Below are 24477 nucleotides of genomic sequence, written 5' to 3'. Positions count from 1 at the left end.
TCGTGTAAGGTTTCGTTATGCTGCGGTTGTCGTCCATTGGAAGTCGCGGGGCGTTCGTGACCAGATAGGGTCGCCATCGAATCGGGACCAAGTCGCAACACACAAGAACACACGTATCACTAAAGAGAAGCGATCCATGAAAAAACTGCTGACTACCAGCCTGCTCGGCGCCGCGCTGATCGCGGGTGTCGCCCAGGCCCAGGATACCGAACAGCTGCGTATCGGCGTCGATGTGCCCTACGAGCCGATGGAGTATCGCACTCCGGACGGCGAACTGACCGGCTTCGATATCGAACTCGGCAACGCCATGTGCAAACAGATCAAGGCCGACTGTGAATGGGTCGTCCAAGCCTGGGACGGCATCATTCCGGGGCTGTTGGCACGCAAGTACGACGCCATCATGTCGTCGATGACGATCAACGACGAACGTCGCGAAACCGTGCTGTTCTCCGATCCTTACATCAAGCCGCCCTCTGCGTGGTTCGCCACTGCCGACAGTGGCATCGAAACGACCTATCCAGAGTCATTGAAAGGCAAGACCATCGGCGTTCAGCGCGGCACGTTGCAGGACAACTACGTGACCGACATGTACGGCGACGATGCCAATATCAGCCGCTATACCACGGCCGACGACCTGGTGCTGGACATGGACGCCGGACGCGTCGACATCGCCTTCCTCGACTTCCCGGTCGGCAAGTCCACCCTGCTGGACAGCAAGGACGGTGATTACGTCAGCGTTGGCGACATGATCAGCGAGCCGGCGAAATATTTCGGCGAAGGTTTCGGCATGGCTTTCCGCCCACGCGACAAGGATCTCGCCAATCGCTTCGACGATGCGCTGGCGACTCTGAAGCAGAACGGTACCTATGACGAAATCTACGATAAGTACTTCAAGACTCAGCAGTAAGCGCTGTAAGAATCGGGGGCGCCGCCTAGGCGCGTCCTGAAAGACAGCAAAGCCCTGATCCTTGGATCGGGGCTTTTGCGTTGGAGGGCCCTCAGCCTGCGAGGCGCTGTACGATCACGACTTTGGCTCGCTCGACACTGTCTCAGTCGCGCCGGCGCCCCCTGGCTTGCGCTGCTCCAGTGCGAACTCCTCTTCCGGCGACAGAATCAGCCGATGGCGGCCCACGATGGCGAAGTAGGAGATGGCCACCGCAAACCACGCGATGACTCCGAGGATGCCGACACGATAGGTCGGGTCGCTCAGTTGGAAGAACAGCGTCACCAGCGCGATGACGATCGTAACCCAGGCCCCGGGCACGCCGAAAGGGCTGCGGTAGGGTCGAACGATGTCGGCGCGATTCTTGCGCAGCAGAATGAATGAAGCGGCCTGGGCAATGTAGGAACACATGGCACCGAACACCGCCATGTTGAGCAACGTGCCACCGATAACCGCCGACCCCTGATCGATACCCAGGCCGATGAACAGCACCAGCATGATGACGAGACCGAGACAGGCACCGGCGATCATCGCCACATGCGGGGTCTTGCGCGTTCCGTGCGTGACCGACAACCAGGTCGGGAAATAACCGGCGCGCGAGAGCGAGTAGATCTGACGCCCTTGGGCAAAGATGATGGTGTGGAAACTCGAGATCAGCCCGATGATCGCCACCAGCGCCAGCACCTTGGCCAGACCGCTACCGTAGATTGCCGTGAAACCGTCCAGCAATGGCTCGCCACTCTGGCCCAGCGCATAAGCACCGACACCGACCAGCGATGGGTTCAAGAACAGCACCATCGATGCCGAGACGATCAGCGTGATCATGCCCAGAATGATGCCCTTGGGCATGTCGCGTTTGGGATCGACGGCTTCCTCGGCGGCCAGCGGCAGTTGCTCGATGGCGAGAAACAGCCATACCGCGAAGGGCATCGCCGCTAGCGCGCCGCTGATGCCCATGGGCAGGAACGGCCCGCCGCCACCTTCCAACAGCTCGCCGTCACTGCCGATGTTCAGCGCCCAGACCGAGAAATCGATATTGGGAATGGCCGATATCCAGAACACCACCAGCACGGCCAGGGCCATCAGCGTCACCGTCAACGTCACCTTGAAGGAGAGCTCCACGCCGATGATGTTGAGGCCCACGAACAGGATGTAGCCGATGACCCACCATAATGGCTGCATCGCCGCCGGTGTCTCGAAGATACTGCCTAGATAGGAGCCGATGAAGAAGACGATGACCGCCGGTGTCAGAATGTACTCGACGTTCTCGCACAATCCGGTAATGAAGCCACCCCAGGGTCCCATCGACGATCGGGCAAACGAATACGCCGCCCCGGTGTGCGGTAGCGCTGGAGACATTTCGGCGATACAGAATGTCAGCCCCAGATACATGATCGCAATCAAGACCGTCGCGATCATCATGCCGCCCCAACCACCGAGCGATAGCCCCAGATTCCATCCCGAATAATGGCCGGATATTACAGCTCCCACGCCCAGCGCCCATAGAGACCAGGGGCCAGCGTAGCGGCTCAGCCCGCGCTGCTCGAAGTAGCTGGCATCTTGTTGTCGATATTGAATGTTGGAGGATTGTCGTTGCATGCCTGCCTCTCGTCGTTGTCGTTGTCGTTGTCGTTGTCGTTGTCGTTGTCGTGATTGCTAGGTCGTGTGCGAACGATGTCTGCCACATCGCGACTACTTGGCCGCATGAGAAGTGACGTTGACGTATCAGAAATACTGCAGACCCGAATCGTCCGCAAACCCGATGGCGCGATTGGAACAGTGGGTCGAAAGACGTGGCGAGAAGAACCCTCTCTTCAGAGCGGAAATCGCAATAGCAATCTCTATTGATCGCTACGTAAGACAGCAATTGTTTACCGTTCTGAGGTGGAGAGCCGATCTTGCGGTCCGTATTCTGCTAGGCAACGCTGAGCAGGCTAGCCACAGAAGGCTGATTCCCAGGCATCGTATAAAAAAGACGAGTGGCCTGCGGAGGCTATCGCGTCAAAGCAGTAGGGGGATTCATGGAACAATGGCTCAATTCAACGCTGGAAGGGATCGTCCTGTGTCTGGGCCTGTGTTCGCTCGCCTTGATCTATCGGTCCGTTTCCCGCACGGCCATACTTGCCATCGTCGCTATCGCATGGGCGTCGTGGATCGAGTGGCCGGTTACGTCAGTTAACCTCGACTTGATGGTGGCATTTTCCATGCTGCTGATGCTGTTCGTACTGACGTTTGAACTGCGCCTGCCCGCATGGCTCGCCACCTCCATGTCACCCGCTGGCGAGAGAGGTACGGAAGCTGCCGTCCAGGTAGCCACCCACCCGGTCAGTGGAAAACTGCAGGTATTCCATCTCTCGCGCTGGTTCGAGGCCGTCCTTATCGACCCTGCCAACCCTCCCCTGCGCGACGGCGAGACCGTCTATCTGATCCGCTGGGAAGCCCGCCGGGCCTGGGTCAGCCGAGTACGCAGCCATACGCCGGCGCCCAAGCCTTCGAAAGGCACCCATAGGCGTTGGCAGTGGAGTGTGGATTAAGCTGGCAATGGAGCTTGGAGATAGCGCTGGCAATGGAGCTTGGAATCAGCGCTGCCACGGGAGCTTGGAATGGTCAGAAGCTTGGACTAGACCGGAGAAGGCCGCGCAAAGCGGGACACCAGCCGCGCCATCCCAGGTCCGACCAGGACAACGGTAAACAATCTCAACGTCTGCAACGCCACCACCAAGCCCACGTCGGCATGGGTATCGATGGCGATAATCGTCATCGAATCAAGACCACCGGGGCTGGTCCCCAAATAGGCGGTGATGAACTGGGTGTGCATCAACAGCATCATCAGCCAGGCCGACAGCGCGCAGAGTGCGATCAATACCAGTGAGGCGAATATCATCTTGCCGAGGGCACGCGCGATGTTGTGGACCGTCTCGCGATCGAAACGCAAGCCGACGTAGGTACCGATAACGCCGTAGGCCAGCTCGAGCAGCGGCTGCGGCAGCACGATAGTGAGCACCCCGGTCAGGTGCAGGACACTACCCAGCACGACAGGTCCCAGCAGCGCACCGGCCGGCAGCCTTCGATCAAAGATCCACACGCCGAGGACAACGACCGCGAGCGTCGCAGCGAAATGCCCCACATCTCCCAAACTCACCGGCAGGTCAGCAGCGTGATCCGCCCCACTGGCATCCGTCACGCCAAGGTAATGGCTGACCAGCGCTCCCACCAGCACCACACAGACCACCCGCACATACTGCATCGCCGCCACGATCCGCGGGTCGGCATCGCTCTCCTCGGCCATCGCCACCATAGCCGCCGCCGCACCGGGGGTCGTACCCCAGGCAGCAGTCGAACCCGGTAGTCCGCCGTAGCGCACCAGCCCGATCCCCACGAACAGACTCAACAGCAACGTGATCGCCGTGGCCATCAGCATCACCGGCCAGGCATCGAGAATCTTCAACAGTACCGACATCGTCAGCGTCTGAGCAATCAGCACGCCGATGATGCCCTGGCTAAGCTTGAAGCCAATGCGAGGCAGCTTCAGGCCGCCGATCATCACGCCGTAGGCGATCGACACTGCCATGGGGCCGATAAATCCCCCGGCCGGCATGTGTACCGCGTTGAGCAGACGGTTGGCGACGACACACCCGAGTATGAGCAGCAGCCAACGAGCCCACGTCGGGGGGGAAACGCGAGGTGGATGCGAGCGAGGCACAGGAGAGTCAGCGGGCAAGATCGAACTCCGATAAAAGCCTAATGATATCAAGTTTGAACAATCTGGGGCAGCGTTTGTCGACAATCCATGGACCCAACGTCAGCTTATCGGCAACGTCGCTCGCGTTGCAGGCTGCTACAGTCAAGTAGGAAACGGGATGCCATCCCCACCTCGTGGAGACCGACATGCTACGCAACTTCTTGACCTCTTCCAGTGCTGCCCTGCTGTTATCGCTGAGCAGCGAATCTCTTGCCCAGACGCCAGTGCAGAGCGGCCCGCCCAATGCGCCGGATCAAACGCCGGCTTTCAAGGGGCAGACTCGAGCCCCCGCGATCGACGACCAGATCGATCTGGCGACGACGACGATCACGACAGGATTGGAGCATCCCTGGGGACTGGCGTTTGTCGACAACGACATGGCGCTGGTGACCGAGCGTCCCGGGCGCCTGCGCGCCGTCGATCTGCAAAACGGCACGTTGTCTCCGCCCATCGAGGGCCTGCCGAAGATCGACGCTCGTGGCCAGGGCGGCCTGCTCGACGTGGGCCTCGATCCCGACTTCGCCAACAATCGTCGAGTCTACTTCAGCTACGCCGAACCGAGAGAGAACGGAAAGAACGAGAGTGGCGAGAACGGAACGTCCATCGCTCGCGGCGTCCTCAGCCAGGACCACAGTCGTCTGACGAATGTCGAGGTCATCTTCCGTCAGACCCCGGCGTGGGACTCCACCAAACATTTCGGTTCCGCCCTGGTGTGGGATGACGAAGACAGGCTCTACGTGACACTGGGCGAGCGCTCTCTACCCGAACCGCGTCAACTGGCGCAGGATCTGGGCGCCCATCTCGGCAAAGTGGTGAGAATTCACGCGGATGGCTCGATTCCCGAAGACAACCCGTTTGCCGATGGCCGGAACGTCAGTGTCGCCAAAGCCGGGCTGGCCGAGATCTGGTCCTACGGTCATCGCAACGTCCAGGGCGCGGCGCTGGAACCAAACAGCGGCAAGCTGTGGACGATCGAGCATGGCCCCAAGGGTGGCGACGAACTCAACGTTCCCGAGGCCGGCAAGAACTACGGCTGGCCGGTGATCACCTACGGCGAGGATTACAGCGGCGCGCCGATCGGTGATGGGCTGACCGCCAAGGAAGGCATGGAGCAGCCGATCTACTATTGGGATCCGGTCATCGCCCCGGGCGACATGACCTTCTATCAGGGAGAGCGCTTTCCCGGTTGGCAAGGCAATCTGATCATCGCCTCGCTCTCCCCCGGCGGCTTGGTTCGGCTGACGCTGGACGGCGAAAGAGTGACCGGCGAGCAGCGCCTCGTACAAAACCTCGGGCGTGTTCGCGACGTGGCGGAGAGTGGGGACGGCGCGCTATGGGTGCTGACCGATTCCCGCAACGGCGCCCTGATCCGGATCGTCCCCGGAAGCGAGTGATTCCGAGTTCAAAGTGGCAGATGAATGAGGGCGCTACGGATACCGTGGGTATCGATCCATAACTTGCCCAGCGTGGTCGGCAAGCGAAAGCGGCGCTTGCCTGCGGCGCCGGGATTGAACCATAACCGATGTTCGCCGGCGCTTTCCCGCCATTCGTTGCGCGGCTTGTGTGAATGACCGTGGAGCACAGCTTCGAAGGTCATTCGGTCGTCGATATCCACGATATCGTGAACCAGTTGTAAGGCGCGACCATTGATTACCAGGCGCCGATGCAGGGGCAATGCCGCGCAGGCACCATCGCGATCGATATTGCCGCGAATCGCATAGACGGGCGCGATGGCGGACAACCGCTCTAGAATGGCCGGATCGCCAACATCGCCCAGGTGAATCAACGGAGAGCAATCGGCCAGTAACGCCAGAGCTTCCTCGCGCAGTAGCCCGTGCGTATCCGAGATGACGCCCACGGGGGACCGGGTCTCGAGCGTTTCGGAAGGAATCGTCACGGCCATGAACGCTCCGAAATCGATTTACAGATAAAGGAATCGAGCCAAACGATAAACGGCCCCGAAGAGGGACCGTTTTCGCGGCGGATGTGACCGTCTCAAGCACCACCAGGGTTGGACTTGACCGACGACGTCTTTTCCATGTCTTCGTAGGTCATGTTGCCATCGGCGTCGACCTGGCAGGTCAGGTTGTACTTGGCATTACCTTCGCCGAGTAGATCGACCAGCAGCTCGAAGGTATCCCCCTTTTCCAGCTCGCCGGCATCGTAATCCTTGGCATTGTTCTCGTAGATGGAATTGCCTCGGAACTCTTCGCGATCCTCATCCTGTTTCAGGGCAAGATCGAGACACTCTTTAGCGAGCTTGGGGGCACCTTTCTCCTGAGTTTCGGTTTCATGGGCACCCTGCTGATCTTCGGTCTGCGAACCCGACTGCTTGTCCGTCTCGGGCTGATCGCTCGTCTTGTCCTGAGCCATCGCGCCGCCGGCGACCAGCATCGCGCTGAGCGCCAGACCCATACCAGCATTCATCATCCATTTAGACGACATTGCACCTCTCCCTGTTGTGCCATTTGCTCTCGCAGTATAGGAGAGCCCTGCATCACTGCACGAAAATTGCCTCGGCGTACCGTTCAGCCCCACAGCCGACGAGTGGCGATGGCGGCACCTTCACTCAGGGCCTTGAGCTTGGCCCAGGCCACGTCCTGGGCGACGAACTCGTAGCTGGCGAACGTGCCGAAGCCGCAGTCCGTGCCCGCCACGACGCGCTCGCGGTCGCCGACGGCGTCGACCGAGGCACAGATACGATTGGCGACGACTTCGGGGTGTTCAAGATAGTTGGTGGTGACATCGATCACGCCGGGCATCAGCAGCATGTGATCCGGCAATGGATGCGTCTTGAACGACACGGTCTCGTGTTCGTGACGCGGATTGCCCAGTGGAATGCTCAACGCTCCGACCTTGGCCCGGTAGAGAATCGGCAGCAGTTCCGCTACCGGCACGTCGTCCTGGTGCGGGCCCTGCCAGTTGCCCCAGCAGACGTGCAGGCGCACCTTGTCGGCGGGAATATTCTCCAGCGCCAGATTGATCGCCTCGACGTGCAGCTCGACCCGCTCCAGGAACGTTCCCAGATCGTCATCGCCGAACATGATGACACGCTCCATCGCGAGATCCGGTGCATCGAGCTGGAGGATATGCCCGGCCGCCACGATCGCCTCGTATTCCTGCTTCATCTCGCGCGCGACGGCCAGCACGTAGTCGCGGTCGGTCGGGTAGTCGGGATTGTCGTCGGCGCGCAGCATGGTGGTAGTCACGACACCGGGAGACGCCGCCGTCATGAAGGTCTCTAGCGGTGCCGGGGCGTTGGCCAGCGCCGTGGAGAACGACGCCAGCTCGGCCTTTACGCCCGAAAGCGTCGGATCGTACTGCACCGCACGCTGCGCCAGCGGCGTGTTCCAGACCTTGGCCAGGTCCTTGGAGACGCCGATCTGGCGCGCCATGTGTTCGGCATAGCCGGGGAAGCGCTGAATATCCAGCGTCGGCTTGCGCCGCCCTTCGCCGCCGAAGCCGGTCATGCGCTCGGTAACGTAGGTCGAGAAACCGACTCGTGGCGCTTCGCCGTTGTTGATGCTGTCGAGTCCGGCATCGAGCTGTGCGGCGATCACCCCATCCAAACAGCGTGCGACCTCACTATCGAAGGTCGCAGCATCGACCGCTTTCCCCTGCTCGCGCATCACCAGCAGCTTCGACAGCTCGAGAGTTCTCGGCAGGCTGCCGGTGTGGGTGGTGATGATACGGTCGCGACTGGTCTTCATGGAGCTATCCCTGAGGCAATGAATGGCAACGAGTGGCAGCGAAAAGATGCCGGTTGGCACCGATCGGGTCCGGTCACCAAGAATACTCAAGCGCTACCCGGCGCATGCCCAACAGCGACGTGAAAATTTCTCGACTCGTGGATGAATACCGCTCATGACGGCATCGATGTCCTGGCAATCCCCCATGCAAAACGCCTCGATGCCAAGTGAATTCAAGGCATCGAGGCGTTCGGTTCAGACTCTCGGATGAACGATCAGGTTATCTCGCCATCCCGCCGTTTCAATCCTCCAGCGCTTCGGGCAGATCGGTAACCGCACCCAGCGAAGCCGAACTGACCGTCTTGGCGTACTTGGCCAGGGTGCCGCGGGTATAGCGCGGTGCCGGACGCTTCCAGGCCGCTCGACGGCGATCCATTTCGGCATCGTCGATGTGTACGGTCATGACGTCGTTTTCGGCATCGATGGTGATCTCGTCACCATCTTCGACCAGGCCGATCGGACCTCCGACGAAGGCTTCTGGCGTAATATGACCGACCACGAAGCCGTGGCTGCCGCCGGAGAAGCGGCCATCGGTGATCAACGCCACCTTGTCACCCAGGCCACGACCCATGATCGCCGAGGTTGGTGTCAGCATCTCGCGCATGCCGGGGCCACCCTTCGGCCCTTCGTAGCGAATGACGACGACATCGCCAGCCACCACGGTCAAATCGTTGATCCGCGCCTGCGCTTCTTCTTCGGAGTTGAACACACGAGCGCGACCGGTAAAGCGCGTGCCTTCCTTGCCGGTGATCTTGGCGACCGCACCTTCCGGTGCCAGATTGCCGTAAAGGATACGCAGGTGGCTACTGGCTTTGACCGGTGCATCCAGCGGCTTGATGATGCTCTGATCCATCGGATACGGCTTCACGCCGGCCAGATTCTCGGCCAGAGTATTCCCGGTAACCGTGATGCAGTCGCCGTGGAGAAGGCCTGCGTCGAGCAGGATCTTCATCATCGGCTGGATGCCGCCGATCGCCACCAGTTCGCTCATCATGTACTGGCCGCTCGGGCGCACATCAGCCAGTACCGGCACGCGCTTGCCGATCTCGGTGAAGTCATCGAGCGAAAGTTCGACGCCGATAGTATTGGCGATGGCCAGCAGGTGCAGCACGGCGTTGGTGGAGCCACCCAGCGCTATGACCACGGTGATGGCGTTTTCGAACGCCTTGCGAGTCATGATATCGGAGGGCTTGAGATCCAGCTCGAGCAGCTTGAGCACGGCTTCGCCGGCAGCGCGGCTGTCGTCGTTCTTGGTCTGCGAGACCGCTTCCTGCGCCGAGGAGTTGGGCAGACTCATGCCCATGGCCTCGATCGCCGAGGCCATGGTGTTGGCGGTGTACATGCCGCCACAGGAGCCCGGCCCGGGGATCGCGGTTTCCTCGATCTGCTTGACCTCGATCCGCGACATGTTGCCCTGGGAGTAGGCACCCATCGCTTCGAACACCGAGACGATATCGGTATGGCCCGCGCCCGGCTGAATGGTGCCGCCGTAGACGAAGAGGCTGGGGCGATCGAGGCGCGCCAGCCCGATCATGCAACCGGGCATGTTCTTGTCGCAACCGCCGATGGCGACCACGCCGTCGAAGCCTTCGCAACCGGAAACGGCCTCGATGGAGTCGGCGATGATCTCCCGCGACGCCATCGAGTACTTCATACCCTCGGTGCCGTTGGCGATACCGTCGGAGATGGTGATGGTGTTGAAGATCACACCCTTGCCACCGGCAGCATCGGCGCCGTCACTGGCCGCTTCCGCCAGCACGTTGATATGGCTATTGCAGGGCGTCACTCGGCTCCAGGTCGAGGCGATCCCCACCTGCGGCTTCTTGAAGTCTTCATCGGTGAAGCCCACCGCACGAAGCATCGCGCGGCTGGCCGCCTTGCCGGGGCCATCGACCACGCTGGCGGAATGGCGACGACGGGGGTCCGTATTTTCTGGAAAATCCTGGCTCATCGAGCGCTCCTGTTTTCGTCTGTTCGCCTCGAGGGCAATCTGGCTGCTCGTCGGGCAGAGGTTGAGCGACACATGCCGGCTGGGTGATGCAGCGAAAGATGACGGTCGGCGTGCGTCGAGGTGTCACGGTCAGATGACGATGCGCGGGCCTAGTGTTTCTTGATGAGACGGCTCTCGTGAAGCGGCTCTTCTAGTGAAACGACCTGGATGAAGCGACTCGCCACGCCCCGCGCAGAAAAAGGGTGACCCATTGTAGCGGGCCGAAGCACGCGCGGACATCCGACCATGGCGGAAATCTGGCATCTGCGTCAGCCAACCCGAGTATGCAATACTGACAGACGCCAGATTCATCCTGATGATCCTTCCCATCGCGACCCGAGCGAGCCCGCCATGTTCGACTTCAAGGAAATCGAAGCCTTCGTCTGGATCGTCCGCCTGGGGTCGTTCCGCCTGGCCGCGCGCCACCTGCACCTGACCCAGCCCTCGGTATCCGACCGTATCGCACGACTCGAGTCGATCGTCGGCGAATCCCTGCTGGAACGGACCCAACGGCCGATCAAGCCGACACCCAAAGGCCGTCAGTTCTATCGTCACGCGCTGCGGCTGATGGAAGCCCGCGAGGAAGCCATGGCCATGCTGGAACTGGCAACGCCCTTCCAGGGCACGCTTCGGCTGGGCGTCGTCGAGTCGATTGCCCACAGTTGGCTGCCCCAGTTTCTGGCCGAGCTTTCACGCCGCTTTCCGGAAATGACGCTGGAACTCGAGGTGGATAGCTCGCCCGGGCTGGCTGCCAAGCTGCACAACCGCGATGTCGACATGGCGTTTCTGATGGGGCCGGTCAACGTTCAGGAAGTGTTTAATCGATTTCTCTGCCACTACACCATGGGCCTGATTGCGAGCCCGCGGCTAGGGCTGGACCCCGCGCACTTCTCGCTGCACCGGGTGCGCGGGCTACCCTTGATTACTTTCGCCCGTGACAGCCGGCCCTATCGCGAGCTCGGCTCGCTGCTTCATCAGCAGAAGCTCGAGCACCTCAAGCTGCACTGCTCCAGTTCGCTGTGGACGATCGTGCGGATGACGCTGGATGGCCTGGGCCTCGGCGCCATCCCCCCGCGACTGGTGCAGGACGAGTTGACGGAAGGCAAGCTGATCGCCCTGCCCATCGACCTGCCCGAGCTCGAGTTCACCGCCTCCTGGCCCCAGCACCTGGATAAATCGCTGGCCGAGGGTGTCACGGAGCTGGCGATCGAGATCGCCCGACTCGATCAACAGCACGACACGCCGCCTGTCGAAGGGGCAATTACCACCGACTGAAAGGTTATTCCGATCGACTGATATCAAAAAAATCGATTTGCCTTATCACCGGCAGCTTTTTATTGTCGAAAGATAATCACAACCGAGTCATCGACATGACCGCCGACGCCTTGACCGATCTATCACGACCGCTTGCCGCCCGGCAGGCCATTCGCTGTGGCCAGTGGCAGCGACACACCAGCGGGCTTGCGCCGGGTTACGCTCAGGCCAACCTGGTGATCCTCCCCTCCCGTTACGCCGAAGACTTTCTGCGCTTCTGCCAGCGTAATTCGCGCGCCTGTCCACTGCTGGACGTAACCGACCCGGGCGACCCGCATCCACGCTCGCTCGGCGCCGATATCGATCTACGTCACGACGTGCCACGTTATCGTGTTTATCGGAACGGCGTCTCGAACGCGGAGCCCTCGGACATCGCCGATCTGTGGCAGGACGATTTCGTCACCTTCTCGATCGGCTGTTCGTTCTCGTTCGAGGACGCATTGATCGCTGACGGCCTCGAGGTCCGCCACATCCAGCTCGACCGCAATGTCCCGATGTATCGCACTCACGTCCCTCTCGAGTCCAGCGGCCCGTTCGGCGGCAATCTGGTCGTGTCGATGCGCCCGTTCAGACCGGCCGATGCCATCCGCGCGATCCAGATCACCACGGACATGCCGCGAGTCCATGGCGCACCGGTGCATATCGGCCTGCCGGCGTCACTGGGTATCGCCGATCTGGCCCGACCGGACTTCGGCGACGCGCCGGTCATCCATGACGACGAGCTACCGGTTTTCTGGGCCTGCGGCGTGACGCCCCAGGCGGCCATCGAAGCCGCAGGTCTGCCCCTGGTGATCACCCACAGCCCGGGGCATATGCTGATCACCGATATCCCCAATCATCGACTGAAGTACGGCTAGAACTGGAAATACGGCTGGAACTAAAAGTACGGCTAGCCCGAGCCGATCGGGCACACCCCCAACGGCTGCCGACCTCCAAGGCGGTGGCGGTTCGTAGACAGTGCCAATCTCCTGACAACGCTAAAAAAGAGGCTGAATCCATGATCTCCAACGTCCACCCCCGCGCCAGCTGGCGCAAGCCGGTTGCTGCTTTTGCGGCAACCGTCCTTTCCGCCACCGTCGTCTGTACTCCCGCCCTGGCGGAGACCTCGCTCAATGTCGTCGGCAGTTGGGGCAGCCTCGAACTGCACCAGAAGTTCGAGCAGCCGTTCTGGAGCGAGACGCTGCCGAAAGCCAGCGACGGCGACATCACTACCCAAGTCACCAGCTTCGATCAGATGGGTATCGCCAGCGGCGACGTGTTCCGTTACCTCGGCGACGGGCTGTTCGACGTCGGCATGACGGTGGGTGACTACACCGTCAGCGATGCGCCGGAGCTCGAAGGTCTCGATCTGCCGATGATGACGACCGACACCGACAAGGCCCGTGCCGTGGCGGATGCCTTTCGGCCGATCGCCGAGAAGGCAATGAACGAGCGCTTCAACAGCCATGTGCTGGCGATCGTCCCCTACCCCGCCCAGGTGCTGTTCTGCAACACGCCGATCTCGGGTCTTTCCGATCTCGAGGGCAAGAAAGTGCGCGGCAGCGGCCGCTCGACCGGCGAATTCCTCGAAGCCCTCGGCGCGCAGAGTCTCAATATCGCGTTCAACGAGGTACCCGGATCGCTCGAGCGGGGGGTGATCGACTGCGCCGTGACCGGATCGATGTCCGGTTACAGCGCCGGCTGGTACGACGTCTCCAGCCACATGCTGCCGCTGCCCATCGGTGGCTGGGACTACGTCATCACCGCCATCAATCAGGACAAGTGGAGCAGCCTCAGCCCCGAGGAACAGCAGCTGATCCAGGCGCAGGTCGACAAGCAGTTCACCGCCCCGGTGTGGGCGAACGCCAAGACCGAAACCCAGCGCGGGATTGCCTGCTTGACCGGTCAGGGCGAGTGCGCCGCTGGCGAGCCGGCCAGCATGACGTTGGTCAAACCGACCCAGGCCGATGTCGCGCGGGCACGCCAGGCGCTTCAGGATGTGGTACTGCCCGCCTGGGCCGGCCGCGTCGATGCCGATACCCTCGACCAGTGGAACGCCGGCGTCGGCAAGATCGTCGACCTGCAGGCCAAGGCGCCCTGACAACCGTTCGCGCGCGTCGGTCGACAACGGCCGACACGCGCGGCTCCCATCACTGATGGACAGGACCCTCTCATGTCTCCATTGATCCAGAGCCTGGACGGGCTGGTGCGCTTCACCCGCGGCCTGTCCAGGCTCGCCGCACGCGTGATCGGCTTTGCCCTGCTGGCGGTCGTCATCTTCATCGGCGTCGAGATCCTGCTGCGCAAGCTGGCCGGCCACTCGCTCGCCGGTGTCCACGAGTACTCGGGCTACGTGCTGGCCGTACTCTCGGCCTGGGGGATTTCTCATACGCTGCTCGAGCGGGCACATATCCGTATCGATGTCGTCCACGGGCGACTGCCGCCGTTGTCGCAGCACACCCTCAATATCGTGTCACTGTTGGCACTCAATCTGGTGGCGTGGACGATCGCGCTGAATGCCTATCCGGTACTGGCCAAATCTCTCGCCAATGGTTCGACCGCCAACACGCCGTTGGCAACGCCGCTCTGGATCCCGCAATTGTTGTGGGCCGCCGGCTACTGCTGGTTTGCCTTCACCACCAGCGTCATGGGTTTGAGGGTGCTGGTCGCGCTGTGCCAGCGGGATACGACGACGCTCGATGCGCTGGTCGGTATGGATAACGGCGAACTCTCCGAAGCACCGCTCAACGAGGAGTCACGCTGATGCTTGGATTTCTCTCGGTGGGAATTCTGGTCCTGCTGCTGGCCGGCATTCCGGTGGCAGTCACGCTGTTTTTGCTCGCCTTCGGTGTCGACCAGTTTTTCTCGTTCTTTCCGCTGACCAAGGCGCTGGGACAGAATCTGTGGTCGGCAGCGGACTCGTTTCTGCTGATCGCGATTCCGCTGTTCGTGCTGATGGGCGAGATCATCGTGCGTGCCGGTATCGCCGAAAAGGCCTACCGCGCCATGGATCACTGGCTTTCGTGGCTGCCGGGTGGCCTGATTCACGCCAACATCACCACGGCCGCGCTGTTCTCGGCGACATCGGGCTCGTCGGTCGCCACCGCCGCGACGATCTCCACCGTGGCGCTACCCCAGGGCGACAAGCTCAACTATGATCCCCGACTCTTCTGCGGCAGCATCGCGGCCGGCGGCACGCTGGGAATTCTGATTCCGCCGTCGATCAACCTGATCGTCTACGGGTTCCTGACCGAAACGTCGATTCCCAAGCTGTTCATGGCGGGGCTGGTGCCCGGTCTGGGGCTGTCGTTGCTGTTCATGGCCGTGGCATTGGTGCTGTGCTGGTGGAAGCCGAGCCTCGGTGGGCCGCGCAACGTCGCCAGTTGGGAGGCGCGTTTTCGCAGTCTGGCATTCCTCGCGCCACTGCTGATTCTGTTCGCGGTGATCGTCGGCTCGATCTATCTCGGCTGGGCCACCCCCACCGAAGCGGCCGCCGTCGGCGTCATCGTCTCGCTGGGTCTGGCCGCCGCCAACCGGCGCCTGGATCGCAAGATGCTGACGGCCGCGCTCGATGGCACGGTCAAGACGACCTCGATGCTGCTGTTCATCATTCTGGCGGCCTCGTTTCTGAACTTCGCGCTGACCTCGTCGGGGCTGGTCCAGAAACTGACCACGCTGTTGAATACCTACGATCTCTCGCCGTATGGCCTGCTGCTGGCCGTCATCGCGCTGTTCATCGTACTGGGCTTCTTCATCGAGACGCTGTCGCTGATGGTGATCACCATTCCCATCGTCACGCCGCTGATCGCTGCCGCCGGCTTCGACAAGGTGTGGTTCGGCATCATCATGATCCTGTTCGTCGAGATGGCGCTGATCACCCCGCCGGTGGGCCTCAACCTCTACATCGTGCAGGCCGCCCGACGCGGCAAGCCGTTCTCGGACGTGATCGTCGGCACCCTGCCATTCATCGTCGCCATGCTATTGATGGCCGCGCTGCTGGTGATATTCCCGAGCATCGCGCTGTGGCTACCCAACTCACTGTGACTTTCATTCATTGACGCCCTGACTGACGCGCTCAATGACGCACCCTTGAACAGGAAAACGATCTCATGCTGACTTTCGAAACACCGCAGGGCACCTTCACTCTCTCGCCTCAGCGCCTGGCCATCGCCGGCTGGGCCGGCCGCGATCAGGCCGGCGTGCAGCACCATATCGAGGAGCTGGCCGAGCTCGGCGTCAAGCCGCCGTCGAGCGTACCGCTGTTCTATCGCGCCAGCGCCCAGCTACTGACCCAGGCGCCGGACGTCGAGATGCTCGGCGGCGAAGGCTCCGGCGAAGCCGAGGTCTGTCTGGTCAGTGATAGCGAAGGTCGGCTGTGGGTGACGCTGGCATCCGACCACACCGACCGCAAGCTGGAAGCCGTGGGCGTGGCCGAGTCCAAGCAGCTCTGCGCCAAGCCGGTCGCCACCCAGGCCTGGGCGCTGGAAGAGATTCGGGACCACTGGGACTCGCTGGAGCTTTCGAGCGAGATCGAGGAGAACGGCCACAATGTCACCTATCAGCAAGGCACGCTCGCCGAGCTGCTTGACGTCGATACGCTGCTGGCCAAACTGCCCTCCGCTCTCAAGCAGGGCGAATTCCTCGCGCCCAATACGCTGCTGCTGTGCGGAACGGTGCCGGCGATCGGCGGCATTCGTCCCAGCGCGTGCTTTTCGATGACGCTCAACGATCCTGTCCTGGACCGTCGCCTCAGCCACGTCTATTCCGTCATCGAGCTCGAGGTAGCGCAATGAGCTCACCAGAGACGCCACAGGATGCCGCGACAGCATTCTGGGCTCGGCCGCCACATCGACGGCGGCTGGCGGACTGGCAGGGGGCGTTCGACGACGGCGACTTCACGCCTGCAGACGCACTCGAGGCGCTGATCGAACGGGCAAAGACGATGCCCGACGTCGCCGCCACGACCTTCATCGACTTCGATGTCGACAAGCTGCGTGACCGGCTGACGCGGATCGATCCGAGCGAGTCGCTGGGCGGTATTCCGATCAGCATCAAGGACCTGTTCGATGTGCGCGGTGAAGTGACCCAGGCGGCTTCCCGGGTGCTGGGTAAAAGTGCACCCGCCACGACGGATGCGCCCTCGGTTGCCCGCCTCCGTCGCGCCGGCGCGCTGTTGACCGGACGTACCACCATGAGCGAGTTCGCGTTTTCGGGACTCGGGCTCAATCAGAATTTCGGCACCCCGCCCAACCCGTTCGACGCCGAGCGTATCACCGGCGGCTCGACCTCCGGCGGTGCAGCTTCGGTCGCCTTTGGCCTGGCGGCAGCGACGCTGGGCAGTGACACCGGAGGCTCGCTGCGGATTCCTGCCGCTTTCTGCGGGCTGACCGGGTTCAAGCCGAGCCAGCAAGCCGTGCCGGGCGAAGGCGCCTACCCGCTCGCGCCGAGCCTGGATTGCGTCGGCCCCATCGCACCCAGCGTCGACTGCTGCGCGCGGCTGTGGTCAGTGCTGGCCGATCGACCGATGCCAGCGCTGGATTCCGCTCCGCGGCCACTACGCCTGGCGATTGCCGATGGCGGACTGCTGAGCGAACTCGACGACGCCGTCCGCGACGGCTTCGAGGCAGCGATCGCCGCACTCGAAGCCAAGGGATGCCGCGTCGAGCGCCTGAGCTTCGATGCCGTCGACGGTGCCCTGGCGATCAATCAGCAAGGCGGTCTGGTGGTACCCGAGGCGGCAGCGCTGCATCGCGAGCAGCTCGCGCATGCCGAGGCGGACTACGATCCGCTGATCGCCGAGCGCCTGAATGGCGGCCGTGATATCAGCGCCGCAGACTATCTTCAGCGCCTGTGGCCGAGAGCGGGCTGGCAGCGGCGCTTTGCGGCCGAGATGGCCGGCTTCGACGCCGTACTACTGCCCACCGTCGCCACGTTGCCGCCAAAGCGAGCCGAGCTCGAAAACGACGCCGCCGCATTCCAGCGTGCGAACCGGTTGGCTCTGCGTAATACCAGCATCTTCAACTATCTCGACGCCGCCTCGATCTCGCTGCCTTACTTCGCGGCCGGCGCCGAACTGCCGATCGGTCTGATGCTGTCGCGGCCTCAGGGCGACGATGTGACCCTGTTGCAACACGCAAGTGTCGTCGAAGCGATGTTGGGAGACTGATCCACTCAGAGCCGTCGATCACCTTCAGGCGTGCCCGTCGTTGTCGCATAGGCCTATCGACGGCTTCAGCGTCTGTCGGTGCCGGAGCCAACCCCGCCGCTGAACCTCCGGCCGATCTTTTCGATCAGCCATAGCGGCGGCATGGCCGGCATGTAGAAGCGATGGATCGAAGGATGCGGGGCTCGCGGCATATCTCGTCGGGCGGCAACATCTTGACCGGTTCCCGCGTCGCTCGGCTTATCCGCCCGGTATCCGGCCAGCATCGTCGCCACGGCAATCAGTGCAAAGGCAATGAAGCAGAAGGCGTACCCCTGGCTGCCGATCAGATAGCCCGCCAACGGCGAGCCGAGGATCTGGCCCACGGCGATCATCAGAAATGGCAAACCGAGACCGATGGCGGGCCGATCCGTGTAGAGCCGGATACCCCAGACGAGGTAGACGCCGGTGAGCATGATGTAAGCGCCACCGAAAAGCGCCGCCGAGACGAGCATCGCCGGGAGACTGGCAGGCATCAGTGCGAGCAGACAGAGCGAGAGCGCCAGCGCGCCGAGCGAACCGCAATGGACGACGTCGAGGCCGAAGCGTTTGACGAGGTCCCCCGCCAATCCGCCGGCCAGGCCTGCAACGCCGATCAGAATCCAGACGATATTGGCCACCGACTGATCGAAGTGTCCCAGCTTGACGACTGCCTCGCTCGAGAACGTCCAGTAGGCGGCACTGGCAAGCCCCATCCCGGTTGCGGCCAGCACGACCCGGATCGCGCGTGGGCGCCATAGTCCGTCTCGGTTCGGACGACTATTTTCCTTCGAGGATGCCTCGCCACCTTCGTCGGCGCCCTGGGAACGTGGCACGCCGAGCAGCAGCAGGCCGGCGTTCAACAGCGCAGTTATCGCAAAGGCTGCGTAAGCGACTCGCCATTGACCAGTGGCCAGAAACGCCACGGGGCCGGAGACCGCGACGCCGAGACTGGTGCCGGCGTTGATGAAGGTGTTGGCCCGGCTCTGATGGGCTTCCGGAATCGCGCGCGAGACGGCCTGGGCCATGGGCGGCGAGGCCAATCCGGTACTCGTTCCCGCCAGCAGAATGGCGCCGGCCAACAACAGCGGGCTCTCGCTGATCGAAACGACCGCCATGCCTGCCGCCGCGATCAGGGCGGCGGCGACGGCCATCGGTCGAGCGCCGAAACGCTCCACCAGTACGGCACTGGCCACGATGGCGAGACAGTAGCCGACGTAGGCGCCACTGCCGATGGCCCCGGCCATGGCCGAACTCAGCCCGACGTCCTCGCGCATGCTGGGCAAAAACAGACCGTAGGCGAAGCGCGCCAGTCCGTAGCTCACGCCGATCAGCAGCGTGCCGGCAACGATAAGTCGAAGTTCTTTGTGGATCATGTTGATGCCTCCTCGGCCTGGCGCGGCAAACGCCGCGTCTCATGGCCCTGATGTAAAGTGATCGTTTTCCCTACAGCCGTGACAAATTCGCCAGCTTTGAACCGGAAAATAGAGCCTTGGTAATGTCAGGCTGTCAGGAGCAGGGATCGCCGCGCCTGATCGGCATCCGCTAGGCGCGTGCGCCAGCGATCAATAGGCCTGCGGCGCGCCGGGCCGCGGAAATCGCCGTTTCACCGCGATACGTCGTGGCGTGGGTCGCGCCCTCGAACAGGATCAGGATCTGCTCGGCGAGTTCATCGTCGTGTCGGCCGATTTCCGCCGCGACGATCTCGCCGATCCGCGACAAGAGCCGCTGCTTGTGCCGTGCCATGGCCTCGGTGACTTCAGCCACGTCACCACCGGTCTCGCCCCATGTGCGCAGGAAAAGACACCCCCGCGCCCCTTCCGTGGCGAACCAGCCTTCCAGCGCGTCGAACAGTGCGTCGACGCTATCGACTTGCAGCGAACGCATGAAGCGACGGTCACGTTCGTTCAACACCGCTGCCACCAGCCGAGTCTTGCTGCCGATATGCTTGTAAAGCGTACGGCTGGAGATACCGGCACCGCTCGTGAGCCGATCCATGCCGGTGGCGGTGAAGCCGTGCCGGTCGAAGAGCTGCTCGGCGGTCCCGAGAAGCCGTGTGCGAATGTCGATGTCGGTGCTCATACCTCTCCCTTGCCTCGCTTGTCTGTCTCTACCCTAGATCGTAACGACGCGCATGTAAAACGATCATTTTACATATTTGACCTAATCCCCCAAAGTTCCTGACGCAGGGTCAGGTCGTCCAGCTTCCTGACCGTTCGATCAATGTTTGAGTCTGTCTCTCGACTGCCGAATGCTAGAATGCCGGCCCGTTCATTCTTTGGTGGTCGCTCGTGCCGTCAGCCTCGTTTTCTCGTCCCTCGCTACCGGCCTGGCTGTGGCTCGTCGCTTTCGGTCTGGCGGCGATCAATCTGCGCGCGCCGATCGTCGTCATCGGGCCGGTACTCGATCCAATCATGTCGACGCTCTCCATCGGTGCGGGAACGGCGAGCCTTTTCACTACCGGCATGATCCTCTGTTTCGGGCTGCTTTCGCCGCTGGCGCCCGGTTTCGCCGACCGCGTCGGCCTGGACCGCGCCATCGCCTGTGCGGTCACGCTGATTGCGATTGGCGGCGTGCTACGCGGCGTCGAGAGCCTGACGATCATGTTGCTGGGTACGCTATGCGCGGGGATGGGCATCGCCTTCGGCAACGTGTTCATGCCGAGCCTGGTCAAGCGCGACCGCGGTGACCGTCTGGGCCGCACCATGGGCCTCTACACGGTGATGATGGGTGTTGGCGCCACGATCAGTGCCGGTAGCGCCATTCCGCTGATGAACCTCTCGGGGAGCTGGTCCACTCCGATCTGGCTGTGGGCCGCCTTCGGTATCGGCTCCGCCATCGTGTGGTGGCGTGTAGCGCTGTCTCTGGCACCCGCCGAAGCGGCCGCTACGCGGCGGCCGCCGATGTCTCGGCTGTTCCGAAGCCCGGTGGCGTGGACGCTTACGCTGTTCATGGGCGCACAGTCACTGAGCTTCTATACGTTGCAGACGTGGGTACCGGCGGTGGCGATTCAGGCTGGGGTGCCCGAGGCAACGGCCGGAATCATGCTGTCGCTGATCAACCTCACCAGCATCCCCGGCAGCTACATCGTCGCCCGCCTGGCGTCGCGGCTGACCCATCACAGTCTGCTGGTCGTCGGGCTCTGTTCGCTGGTAGGTTTGGCGCTGTTCGGCCTGCTGCTGGCACCGACCGCCTCGCCACTGCTGTGGGCACTGCTGCTGGGCGCCGGTCAGGGGGGCTGTTTCGCCTTCGCGCTGACCATGATCGTGCTGCGCACCCGCCAGCCCCAGCACGCCGCCATGCTCTCGGGCATGTCGCAGAGCATCGGCTATCTGATGGGTGCCAGCGGCCCGCTGCTGTTCGGCGCCATGCATGGCTGGACCGGTGACTGGCAGGCGTCACTGATATTTCTGATCTTGCTTCTCGCGGCCCAGAGCGTGGCCGGTGTGCTAATCGGCCGACCCAAAATGGTCAGGCTAGGCGATGATTGATTCGGCCATCGATCATATTCCACCAGTCACATTACCTCCCACATCGGCACCGACGGTAAACGCTGACCTTTTGTAGCGGCAATCTCTGATACGCTGCCAGGTCCAGCGAGTCTGACGCGGCCGAACGCGTTGACGGTCGCTGACGTCGAGAGACTTACCCTGAATCGTTCGCCGAGGACCGATATGGACTGGAACGTGGCTTATGTCTGGCTCGCCATTGCGCTGTTGCTGGGCCTGGCGGAGTTGGCCTCCGGGGCGCTGGTGCTGCTGGCGCTGGCGATCGCGGCCGCTGTGGCCGCGCTACTGGCCTGGCTGGGCGCGTCGATGACCTGGCAATTGTTGGGCCTAGGGATCGTCGCCGGAGTGCTCCTGCCCGTGGTGATCAAGGTGATCCGACCGTGGTTTTCACCACCGGGCGTCGATTACGGCACGACCGGCACCGGCGTCGAGAAAGGCCATGAATACCGCACGCTCAAGCGCGATTTCGACGGCGCGACCGGCCTCAAGATCAACGGCGATTTCTATCGACTGAGAATCGCCGACACCGACACGACCGAACTGCCCGTGGGCAGAGCGGTCATCTTTCAGCGCTTCGATGGCACTGAAGCCATCGTGACGCTGAAACGCTCACCGGAGTAACGCATATGGATCTCTTCGCCAGCCCGGGGCTGATTCTCAGCCTGATCATCGTCGCCATTGGCGTGCTGCTCATCGTCAAAGGGCTGGTGATCGTTCGCCAGTCGGAGGTGATGGTCGTGGAGCGTCTGGGCTCCTTCAACCGGCTGCTCGAAAGCGGGATCAACTTCATCATCCCGTTCATCGAACAGCCGCGCGCCATCAGCATGATCCGCTATCGCAAGCAGGGCGAAGAGTACTACCCGATCGCCACCGACGAGATCCGCATCGACCGCCGCGAAACGGTAATGGACTTTCCGGGACAACCGGTGGTGACCACCGACAACGTGACGGTCACCATCAACGGCGCGCTCTACTACCAGATCATCGATCCCAAGCGGGCCGTCTATGAAGTCGCCAACATGAGTCAGGCGGTCGAGGTGCTGGCCAAGACCACGCTACGTTCGGTGGTGGGCAAGATGGAGCTGGACAAGCTGTTCGAGTCTCGTGCCGAGGTCAACAACGCGATTCAATCCGCCATGGAAGAACCCGCTTCCAAATGGGGCGTCAAGATCTCTCGCGTCGAGGTGCAGGACATCGCCATGCCGGAAGAGGTCGAGAGCGCCATGCGCCTGCAGATGGCGGCTGAGCGTAAACGACGCGCGACGGTCACCGAAGCCGAGGGCGAGAAATCCGCCGCCATTGCCATGGCGCAGGGCCAACGCGAGTCATCGATACTCAATGCCGAGGGTGACAAGCAATCTGCCATTCTGCGCGCCCAGGGTGAACAGGAATCGATCAAGCTGGTGCTCAATGCCATCGGCGAGAATGAAGAGAACAAGCGAACCGTGGTGGGCTATCTGCTCGGCCAGAGCTACATCAAGGCCCTCCCGACCATGGCCAAGGATGGCGAACGCGTGTTCGTGCCTTACGAGTCTTCCGCGCTGCTGGGCAGCATGGGGATGTTCCGGGAAATGGCCGGCTCACCGGAAGATGTGGTGAGCCAGCATGTCAACAACCGCCAAAGTGGCGCCGACCTGCGCAGCGGTATGGTCGGCGGTGCCGCGGGTCAGGGCTGATCGGCCGGTTCACGGCTCCAGTTGAAACGGATAGACGTTGCCGATTCCCAGCAGTCGTGTCAGCTCGTCGAGCGCGGTGAGCGTCTCGTCGGCGAGCCGGGGATCGGCCAGCTCGTCCGGGGTCAGGCTGTCGCGGTAGTGGCGCTCGACCCAGCCCACCAGGTCGGCATACAGCGCCTCGTTCAGCAGCACCCGTCCGCTCAGCGCCTGGCGCTCGGCGGCCGAGAGCACCACCCGCAGACGCAGACACGCCGGGCCGCCGCCGTTGCGCATGCTCTGCTTGACGTCCTTGACCGTGACCTCGCTGATCGGATTGTAGCCCGCCAGCAGCAGATCCTGAATCGTGCGCCAGACCGCTTCGTTTTCCTGACACTCCCCAGGCACTACCAGCGTCATGCTGCCATCCGGATTCGACAGCAGCTGCGAGTTGAACAGATAGGTCGAGACCGCGTCCTCGAGGCCGATCGCCTCGCTCGGCACCCGAACCGGGATCAGCGGCGAAGCCATTCGGGCGCGCAGCGCCTCCAGCGTCTTCTCCTCGTCGAGAAACGCCATCTCGTGATAGAGCAGCACCGGCCCGTTGCCCACCGCAATCACGTCGTTGTGGAAGACGCCGGCGTCGATGGCATCCGGATGCTGCTGGGCGAACACGGTCTGGGAATCCTCGAGCCCGTGCTGACGCGCGATCGCCTGACTCGCTTCCAGCGTCTGTCGAGCCGGATAGCGCTTGGGGGCACGCTCGCCGCCGAAGGCCTGACGCCCGTAGACGAACAGGTGCACTCCGGGCTCCTGATGATCGCCGCACAGGCGGGTATGGTTGGCCGCGCCCTCGTCGGAGAACGCCGGCGTCGCCGGTAGCACGCTATGATGGGCGAAGTGGCGCTCGTCACGGAAAATCGACGCCAGCACGCGGCCGGTGGTTTCCGGTTCGAGATAGCGATGGAAGCTCGACTGCAGATTGGCCGGCGTGAAGTGCACGCGACCGTCCGGAGCATCGAAACCCGGCGTGATGGTGGCCGCGTTGGCGGTCCACATCGAGGAGGCCGAACACACCGCGCGCAGAAGCTGCGGCGCTTCCTGCGCGGCTCGCGCGAGTATCTCGGTGTTGCTGCCGCCAAACCCCAGGGCACGCAGCGCACCCAGATCCGGGCGCTGCTGCGGCGGCAGCACGCCCTGGGCATAGCCTGAGTCCATCAGCGACTTCATCTTGGCCAGGCCCTGGAGCGCGGCCTCACGCGGATTGGAGGCGAGTCCGCCATGACGCATCGACGCTACGTTGCCGTGGGCCAGCCCGGCGTAGTTATGCGTCGGACCCACCAGACCGTCGAAATTGACCTCTCGAACGTCCGGCGCGAAAGCGTTGGTCGTGTCGCTCATCGCGTGACTCCACTTAT

The 24477-nt window shown here is 62.6% G+C and carries 22 protein-coding genes; 13 read left to right on the top strand and 9 right to left on the bottom strand.

All coding sequences use genetic code 11. The annotated features are described in order from the left end of the window. Positions 1 to 136 precede the first annotated feature (136 nt). On the top strand, positions 137 to 907 hold the full coding sequence (locus tag DOM27_RS13990) for a transporter substrate-binding domain-containing protein (protein WP_110656729.1): 771 nt from the start codon (positions 137 to 139) through the stop codon (positions 905 to 907). A 114-nt stretch (positions 908 to 1021) separates the two neighbouring features. Here the strand turns inward: DOM27_RS13990 and DOM27_RS13985 are convergent, their stop codons facing one another. Beyond that, on the bottom strand, positions 1022 to 2542 hold the full coding sequence (locus DOM27_RS13985; protein ID WP_110656727.1) for an amino acid permease: 1521 nt from the start codon (positions 2540 to 2542) through the stop codon (positions 1022 to 1024). A gap of 422 nt (positions 2543 to 2964) precedes the next feature. On the opposite strand from DOM27_RS13985, the gene DOM27_RS13980 reads away from it, so the two are divergent. Next, a complete protein-coding gene (locus DOM27_RS13980) occupies positions 2965 to 3477 on the top strand; it encodes a hypothetical protein (protein WP_110656725.1) in 513 nt (170 codons plus the stop codon). 86 nt (positions 3478 to 3563) lie between these two features. Here the strand turns inward: DOM27_RS13980 and DOM27_RS13975 are convergent, their stop codons facing one another. Then, positions 3564 to 4646, bottom strand: a complete 1083-nt coding sequence (locus DOM27_RS13975; protein WP_110656723.1) for an AbrB family transcriptional regulator — start codon at positions 4644 to 4646, stop codon at positions 3564 to 3566. Positions 4647 to 4831: 185 nt separating this feature from the next. On the opposite strand from DOM27_RS13975, the gene DOM27_RS13970 reads away from it, so the two are divergent. Continuing rightward, the gene (locus DOM27_RS13970; RefSeq protein WP_110656720.1) at positions 4832 to 6079 is read left to right on the top strand and encodes a PQQ-dependent sugar dehydrogenase; all 1248 of its coding nucleotides are present in this window, start codon (positions 4832 to 4834) and stop codon (positions 6077 to 6079) included. A gap of 8 nt (positions 6080 to 6087) precedes the next feature. On the opposite strand, the gene DOM27_RS13965 is transcribed toward DOM27_RS13970, so the two are convergent. The 4 genes from DOM27_RS13965 to ilvD all read right to left on the bottom strand — a co-directional run bounded on the left by DOM27_RS13965 (position 6088) and on the right by ilvD (position 10385). Next, positions 6088 to 6588, bottom strand: a complete 501-nt coding sequence (locus DOM27_RS13965) for a metallophosphoesterase family protein (RefSeq protein WP_110656718.1) — start codon at positions 6586 to 6588, stop codon at positions 6088 to 6090. A 92-nt stretch (positions 6589 to 6680) separates the two neighbouring features. After that, positions 6681 to 7130 (bottom strand): hypothetical protein, encoded by a 450-nt coding sequence (locus tag DOM27_RS13960; protein ID WP_110656715.1) that lies wholly within the window; start codon positions 7128 to 7130, stop codon positions 6681 to 6683. A gap of 83 nt (positions 7131 to 7213) precedes the next feature. Beyond that, on the bottom strand, positions 7214 to 8395 hold the full coding sequence (locus DOM27_RS13955; protein WP_110656713.1) for a cobalamin-independent methionine synthase II family protein: 1182 nt from the start codon (positions 8393 to 8395) through the stop codon (positions 7214 to 7216). Between the two features lie 280 nt (positions 8396 to 8675). Further along, complete coding sequence (gene ilvD / locus DOM27_RS13950) at positions 8676 to 10385, bottom strand: dihydroxy-acid dehydratase (protein WP_110656710.1); 1710 nt, start codon at positions 10383 to 10385, stop codon at positions 8676 to 8678. 285 nt (positions 10386 to 10670) lie between these two features. On the opposite strand from ilvD, the gene DOM27_RS13945 reads away from it, so the two are divergent. The 7 genes from DOM27_RS13945 (at position 10671) to DOM27_RS13915 (ending at position 17883) form a co-directional block, all read left to right on the top strand. Further along, entirely contained in the window at positions 10671 to 11699 is a 1029-nt protein-coding gene (locus tag DOM27_RS13945) for a LysR family transcriptional regulator (RefSeq protein WP_110656707.1), read from the top strand. A 95-nt stretch (positions 11700 to 11794) separates the two neighbouring features. Then, positions 11795 to 12595, top strand: coding sequence for a putative hydro-lyase (locus tag DOM27_RS13940; RefSeq protein ID WP_110656705.1), 801 nt, complete (start codon positions 11795 to 11797; stop codon positions 12593 to 12595). A gap of 140 nt (positions 12596 to 12735) precedes the next feature. Next, positions 12736 to 13818 (top strand): TRAP transporter substrate-binding protein, encoded by a 1083-nt coding sequence (locus DOM27_RS13935; RefSeq protein ID WP_110656703.1) that lies wholly within the window; start codon positions 12736 to 12738, stop codon positions 13816 to 13818. 72 nt (positions 13819 to 13890) lie between these two features. After that, positions 13891 to 14481, top strand: a complete 591-nt coding sequence (locus tag DOM27_RS13930) for a TRAP transporter small permease subunit (protein WP_110656701.1) — start codon at positions 13891 to 13893, stop codon at positions 14479 to 14481. Then, entirely contained in the window at positions 14481 to 15761 is a 1281-nt protein-coding gene (locus DOM27_RS13925; protein WP_110656699.1) for a TRAP transporter large permease, read from the top strand. Before DOM27_RS13930 ends, DOM27_RS13925 begins: the two co-directional genes overlap by 1 nt. Before the next feature lie 65 nt (positions 15762 to 15826). After that, positions 15827 to 16510, top strand: a complete 684-nt coding sequence (locus DOM27_RS13920; protein ID WP_110656697.1) for a DUF2848 domain-containing protein — start codon at positions 15827 to 15829, stop codon at positions 16508 to 16510. Beyond that, complete coding sequence (locus DOM27_RS13915; protein WP_110656695.1) at positions 16507 to 17883, top strand: amidase; 1377 nt, start codon at positions 16507 to 16509, stop codon at positions 17881 to 17883. Before DOM27_RS13920 ends, DOM27_RS13915 begins: the two co-directional genes overlap by 4 nt. 65 nt (positions 17884 to 17948) lie before the next feature. Here the strand turns inward: DOM27_RS13915 and DOM27_RS13910 are convergent, their stop codons facing one another. Continuing rightward, on the bottom strand, positions 17949 to 19274 hold the full coding sequence (locus DOM27_RS13910) for an MFS transporter (protein WP_110656692.1): 1326 nt from the start codon (positions 19272 to 19274) through the stop codon (positions 17949 to 17951). A 169-nt stretch (positions 19275 to 19443) separates the two neighbouring features. Next, the gene (locus DOM27_RS13905) at positions 19444 to 19980 is read right to left on the bottom strand and encodes a TetR/AcrR family transcriptional regulator (protein ID WP_245392728.1); all 537 of its coding nucleotides are present in this window, start codon (positions 19978 to 19980) and stop codon (positions 19444 to 19446) included. Positions 19981 to 20189: 209 nt separating this feature from the next. Between DOM27_RS13905 and DOM27_RS13900 the strand changes: the two genes are divergently transcribed. From DOM27_RS13900 to DOM27_RS13890, 3 genes are all read left to right on the top strand, one after another. After that, the gene (locus tag DOM27_RS13900; RefSeq protein WP_110656690.1) at positions 20190 to 21389 is read left to right on the top strand and encodes an MFS transporter; all 1200 of its coding nucleotides are present in this window, start codon (positions 20190 to 20192) and stop codon (positions 21387 to 21389) included. Positions 21390 to 21572: 183 nt separating this feature from the next. Further along, the gene (locus DOM27_RS13895) at positions 21573 to 22028 is read left to right on the top strand and encodes a nodulation efficiency, NfeD-like protein (protein ID WP_110656688.1); all 456 of its coding nucleotides are present in this window, start codon (positions 21573 to 21575) and stop codon (positions 22026 to 22028) included. 5 nt (positions 22029 to 22033) lie between these two features. Then, positions 22034 to 23083, top strand: coding sequence for an SPFH domain-containing protein (locus DOM27_RS13890; RefSeq protein WP_110656686.1), 1050 nt, complete (start codon positions 22034 to 22036; stop codon positions 23081 to 23083). Between the two features lie 9 nt (positions 23084 to 23092). Here DOM27_RS13890 and astB read toward each other — a convergent pair whose 3' ends face one another. Beyond that, on the bottom strand, positions 23093 to 24460 hold the full coding sequence (gene astB / locus DOM27_RS13885; RefSeq protein ID WP_110656684.1) for an N-succinylarginine dihydrolase: 1368 nt from the start codon (positions 24458 to 24460) through the stop codon (positions 23093 to 23095). Positions 24461 to 24477 lie beyond the last annotated feature (17 nt).

The sequence above is a fragment of the Salinicola halimionae genome, from assembly GCF_003206065.1.
Taxonomy (GTDB): Bacteria; Pseudomonadota; Gammaproteobacteria; order Pseudomonadales; family Halomonadaceae; genus Salinicola; species Salinicola halimionae.
The sequence above is the reverse complement of the archived record's forward strand: the minus strand, read 5'-3'. Positions and strand labels throughout refer to the sequence as shown.

Coding starts and splice junctions, on each gene's coding strand:
- DOM27_RS13965 (WP_110656718.1), bottom strand. CDS start 6,588: ATGGCCGTGACGATTCCTTCCGAAACGCTCGAGACCCGGTCCCCCGTG.
- DOM27_RS13970 (WP_110656720.1), top strand. CDS start 4,832: ATGCTACGCAACTTCTTGACCTCTTCCAGTGCTGCCCTGCTGTTATCG.
- DOM27_RS13980 (WP_110656725.1), top strand. CDS start 2,965: ATGGAACAATGGCTCAATTCAACGCTGGAAGGGATCGTCCTGTGTCTG.
- DOM27_RS13895 (WP_110656688.1), top strand. CDS start 21,573: ATGGACTGGAACGTGGCTTATGTCTGGCTCGCCATTGCGCTGTTGCTG.
- DOM27_RS13985 (WP_110656727.1), bottom strand. CDS start 2,542: ATGCAACGACAATCCTCCAACATTCAATATCGACAACAAGATGCCAGC.
- DOM27_RS13960 (WP_110656715.1), bottom strand. CDS start 7,130: ATGTCGTCTAAATGGATGATGAATGCTGGTATGGGTCTGGCGCTCAGC.
- astB (WP_110656684.1), bottom strand. CDS start 24,460: ATGAGCGACACGACCAACGCTTTCGCGCCGGACGTTCGAGAGGTCAAT.
- DOM27_RS13945 (WP_110656707.1), top strand. CDS start 10,671: ATGGCGGAAATCTGGCATCTGCGTCAGCCAACCCGAGTATGCAATACT.
- DOM27_RS13890 (WP_110656686.1), top strand. CDS start 22,034: ATGGATCTCTTCGCCAGCCCGGGGCTGATTCTCAGCCTGATCATCGTC.
- DOM27_RS13915 (WP_110656695.1), top strand. CDS start 16,507: ATGAGCTCACCAGAGACGCCACAGGATGCCGCGACAGCATTCTGGGCT.
- DOM27_RS13935 (WP_110656703.1), top strand. CDS start 12,736: ATGATCTCCAACGTCCACCCCCGCGCCAGCTGGCGCAAGCCGGTTGCT.
- DOM27_RS13930 (WP_110656701.1), top strand. CDS start 13,891: ATGTCTCCATTGATCCAGAGCCTGGACGGGCTGGTGCGCTTCACCCGC.
- DOM27_RS13905 (WP_245392728.1), bottom strand. CDS start 19,980: ATGAGCACCGACATCGACATTCGCACACGGCTTCTCGGGACCGCCGAG.
- DOM27_RS13940 (WP_110656705.1), top strand. CDS start 11,795: ATGACCGCCGACGCCTTGACCGATCTATCACGACCGCTTGCCGCCCGG.
- DOM27_RS13955 (WP_110656713.1), bottom strand. CDS start 8,395: ATGAAGACCAGTCGCGACCGTATCATCACCACCCACACCGGCAGCCTG.
- DOM27_RS13910 (WP_110656692.1), bottom strand. CDS start 19,274: ATGATCCACAAAGAACTTCGACTTATCGTTGCCGGCACGCTGCTGATC.
- ilvD (WP_110656710.1), bottom strand. CDS start 10,385: ATGAGCCAGGATTTTCCAGAAAATACGGACCCCCGTCGTCGCCATTCC.
- DOM27_RS13990 (WP_110656729.1), top strand. CDS start 137: ATGAAAAAACTGCTGACTACCAGCCTGCTCGGCGCCGCGCTGATCGCG.
- DOM27_RS13925 (WP_110656699.1), top strand. CDS start 14,481: ATGCTTGGATTTCTCTCGGTGGGAATTCTGGTCCTGCTGCTGGCCGGC.
- DOM27_RS13920 (WP_110656697.1), top strand. CDS start 15,827: ATGCTGACTTTCGAAACACCGCAGGGCACCTTCACTCTCTCGCCTCAG.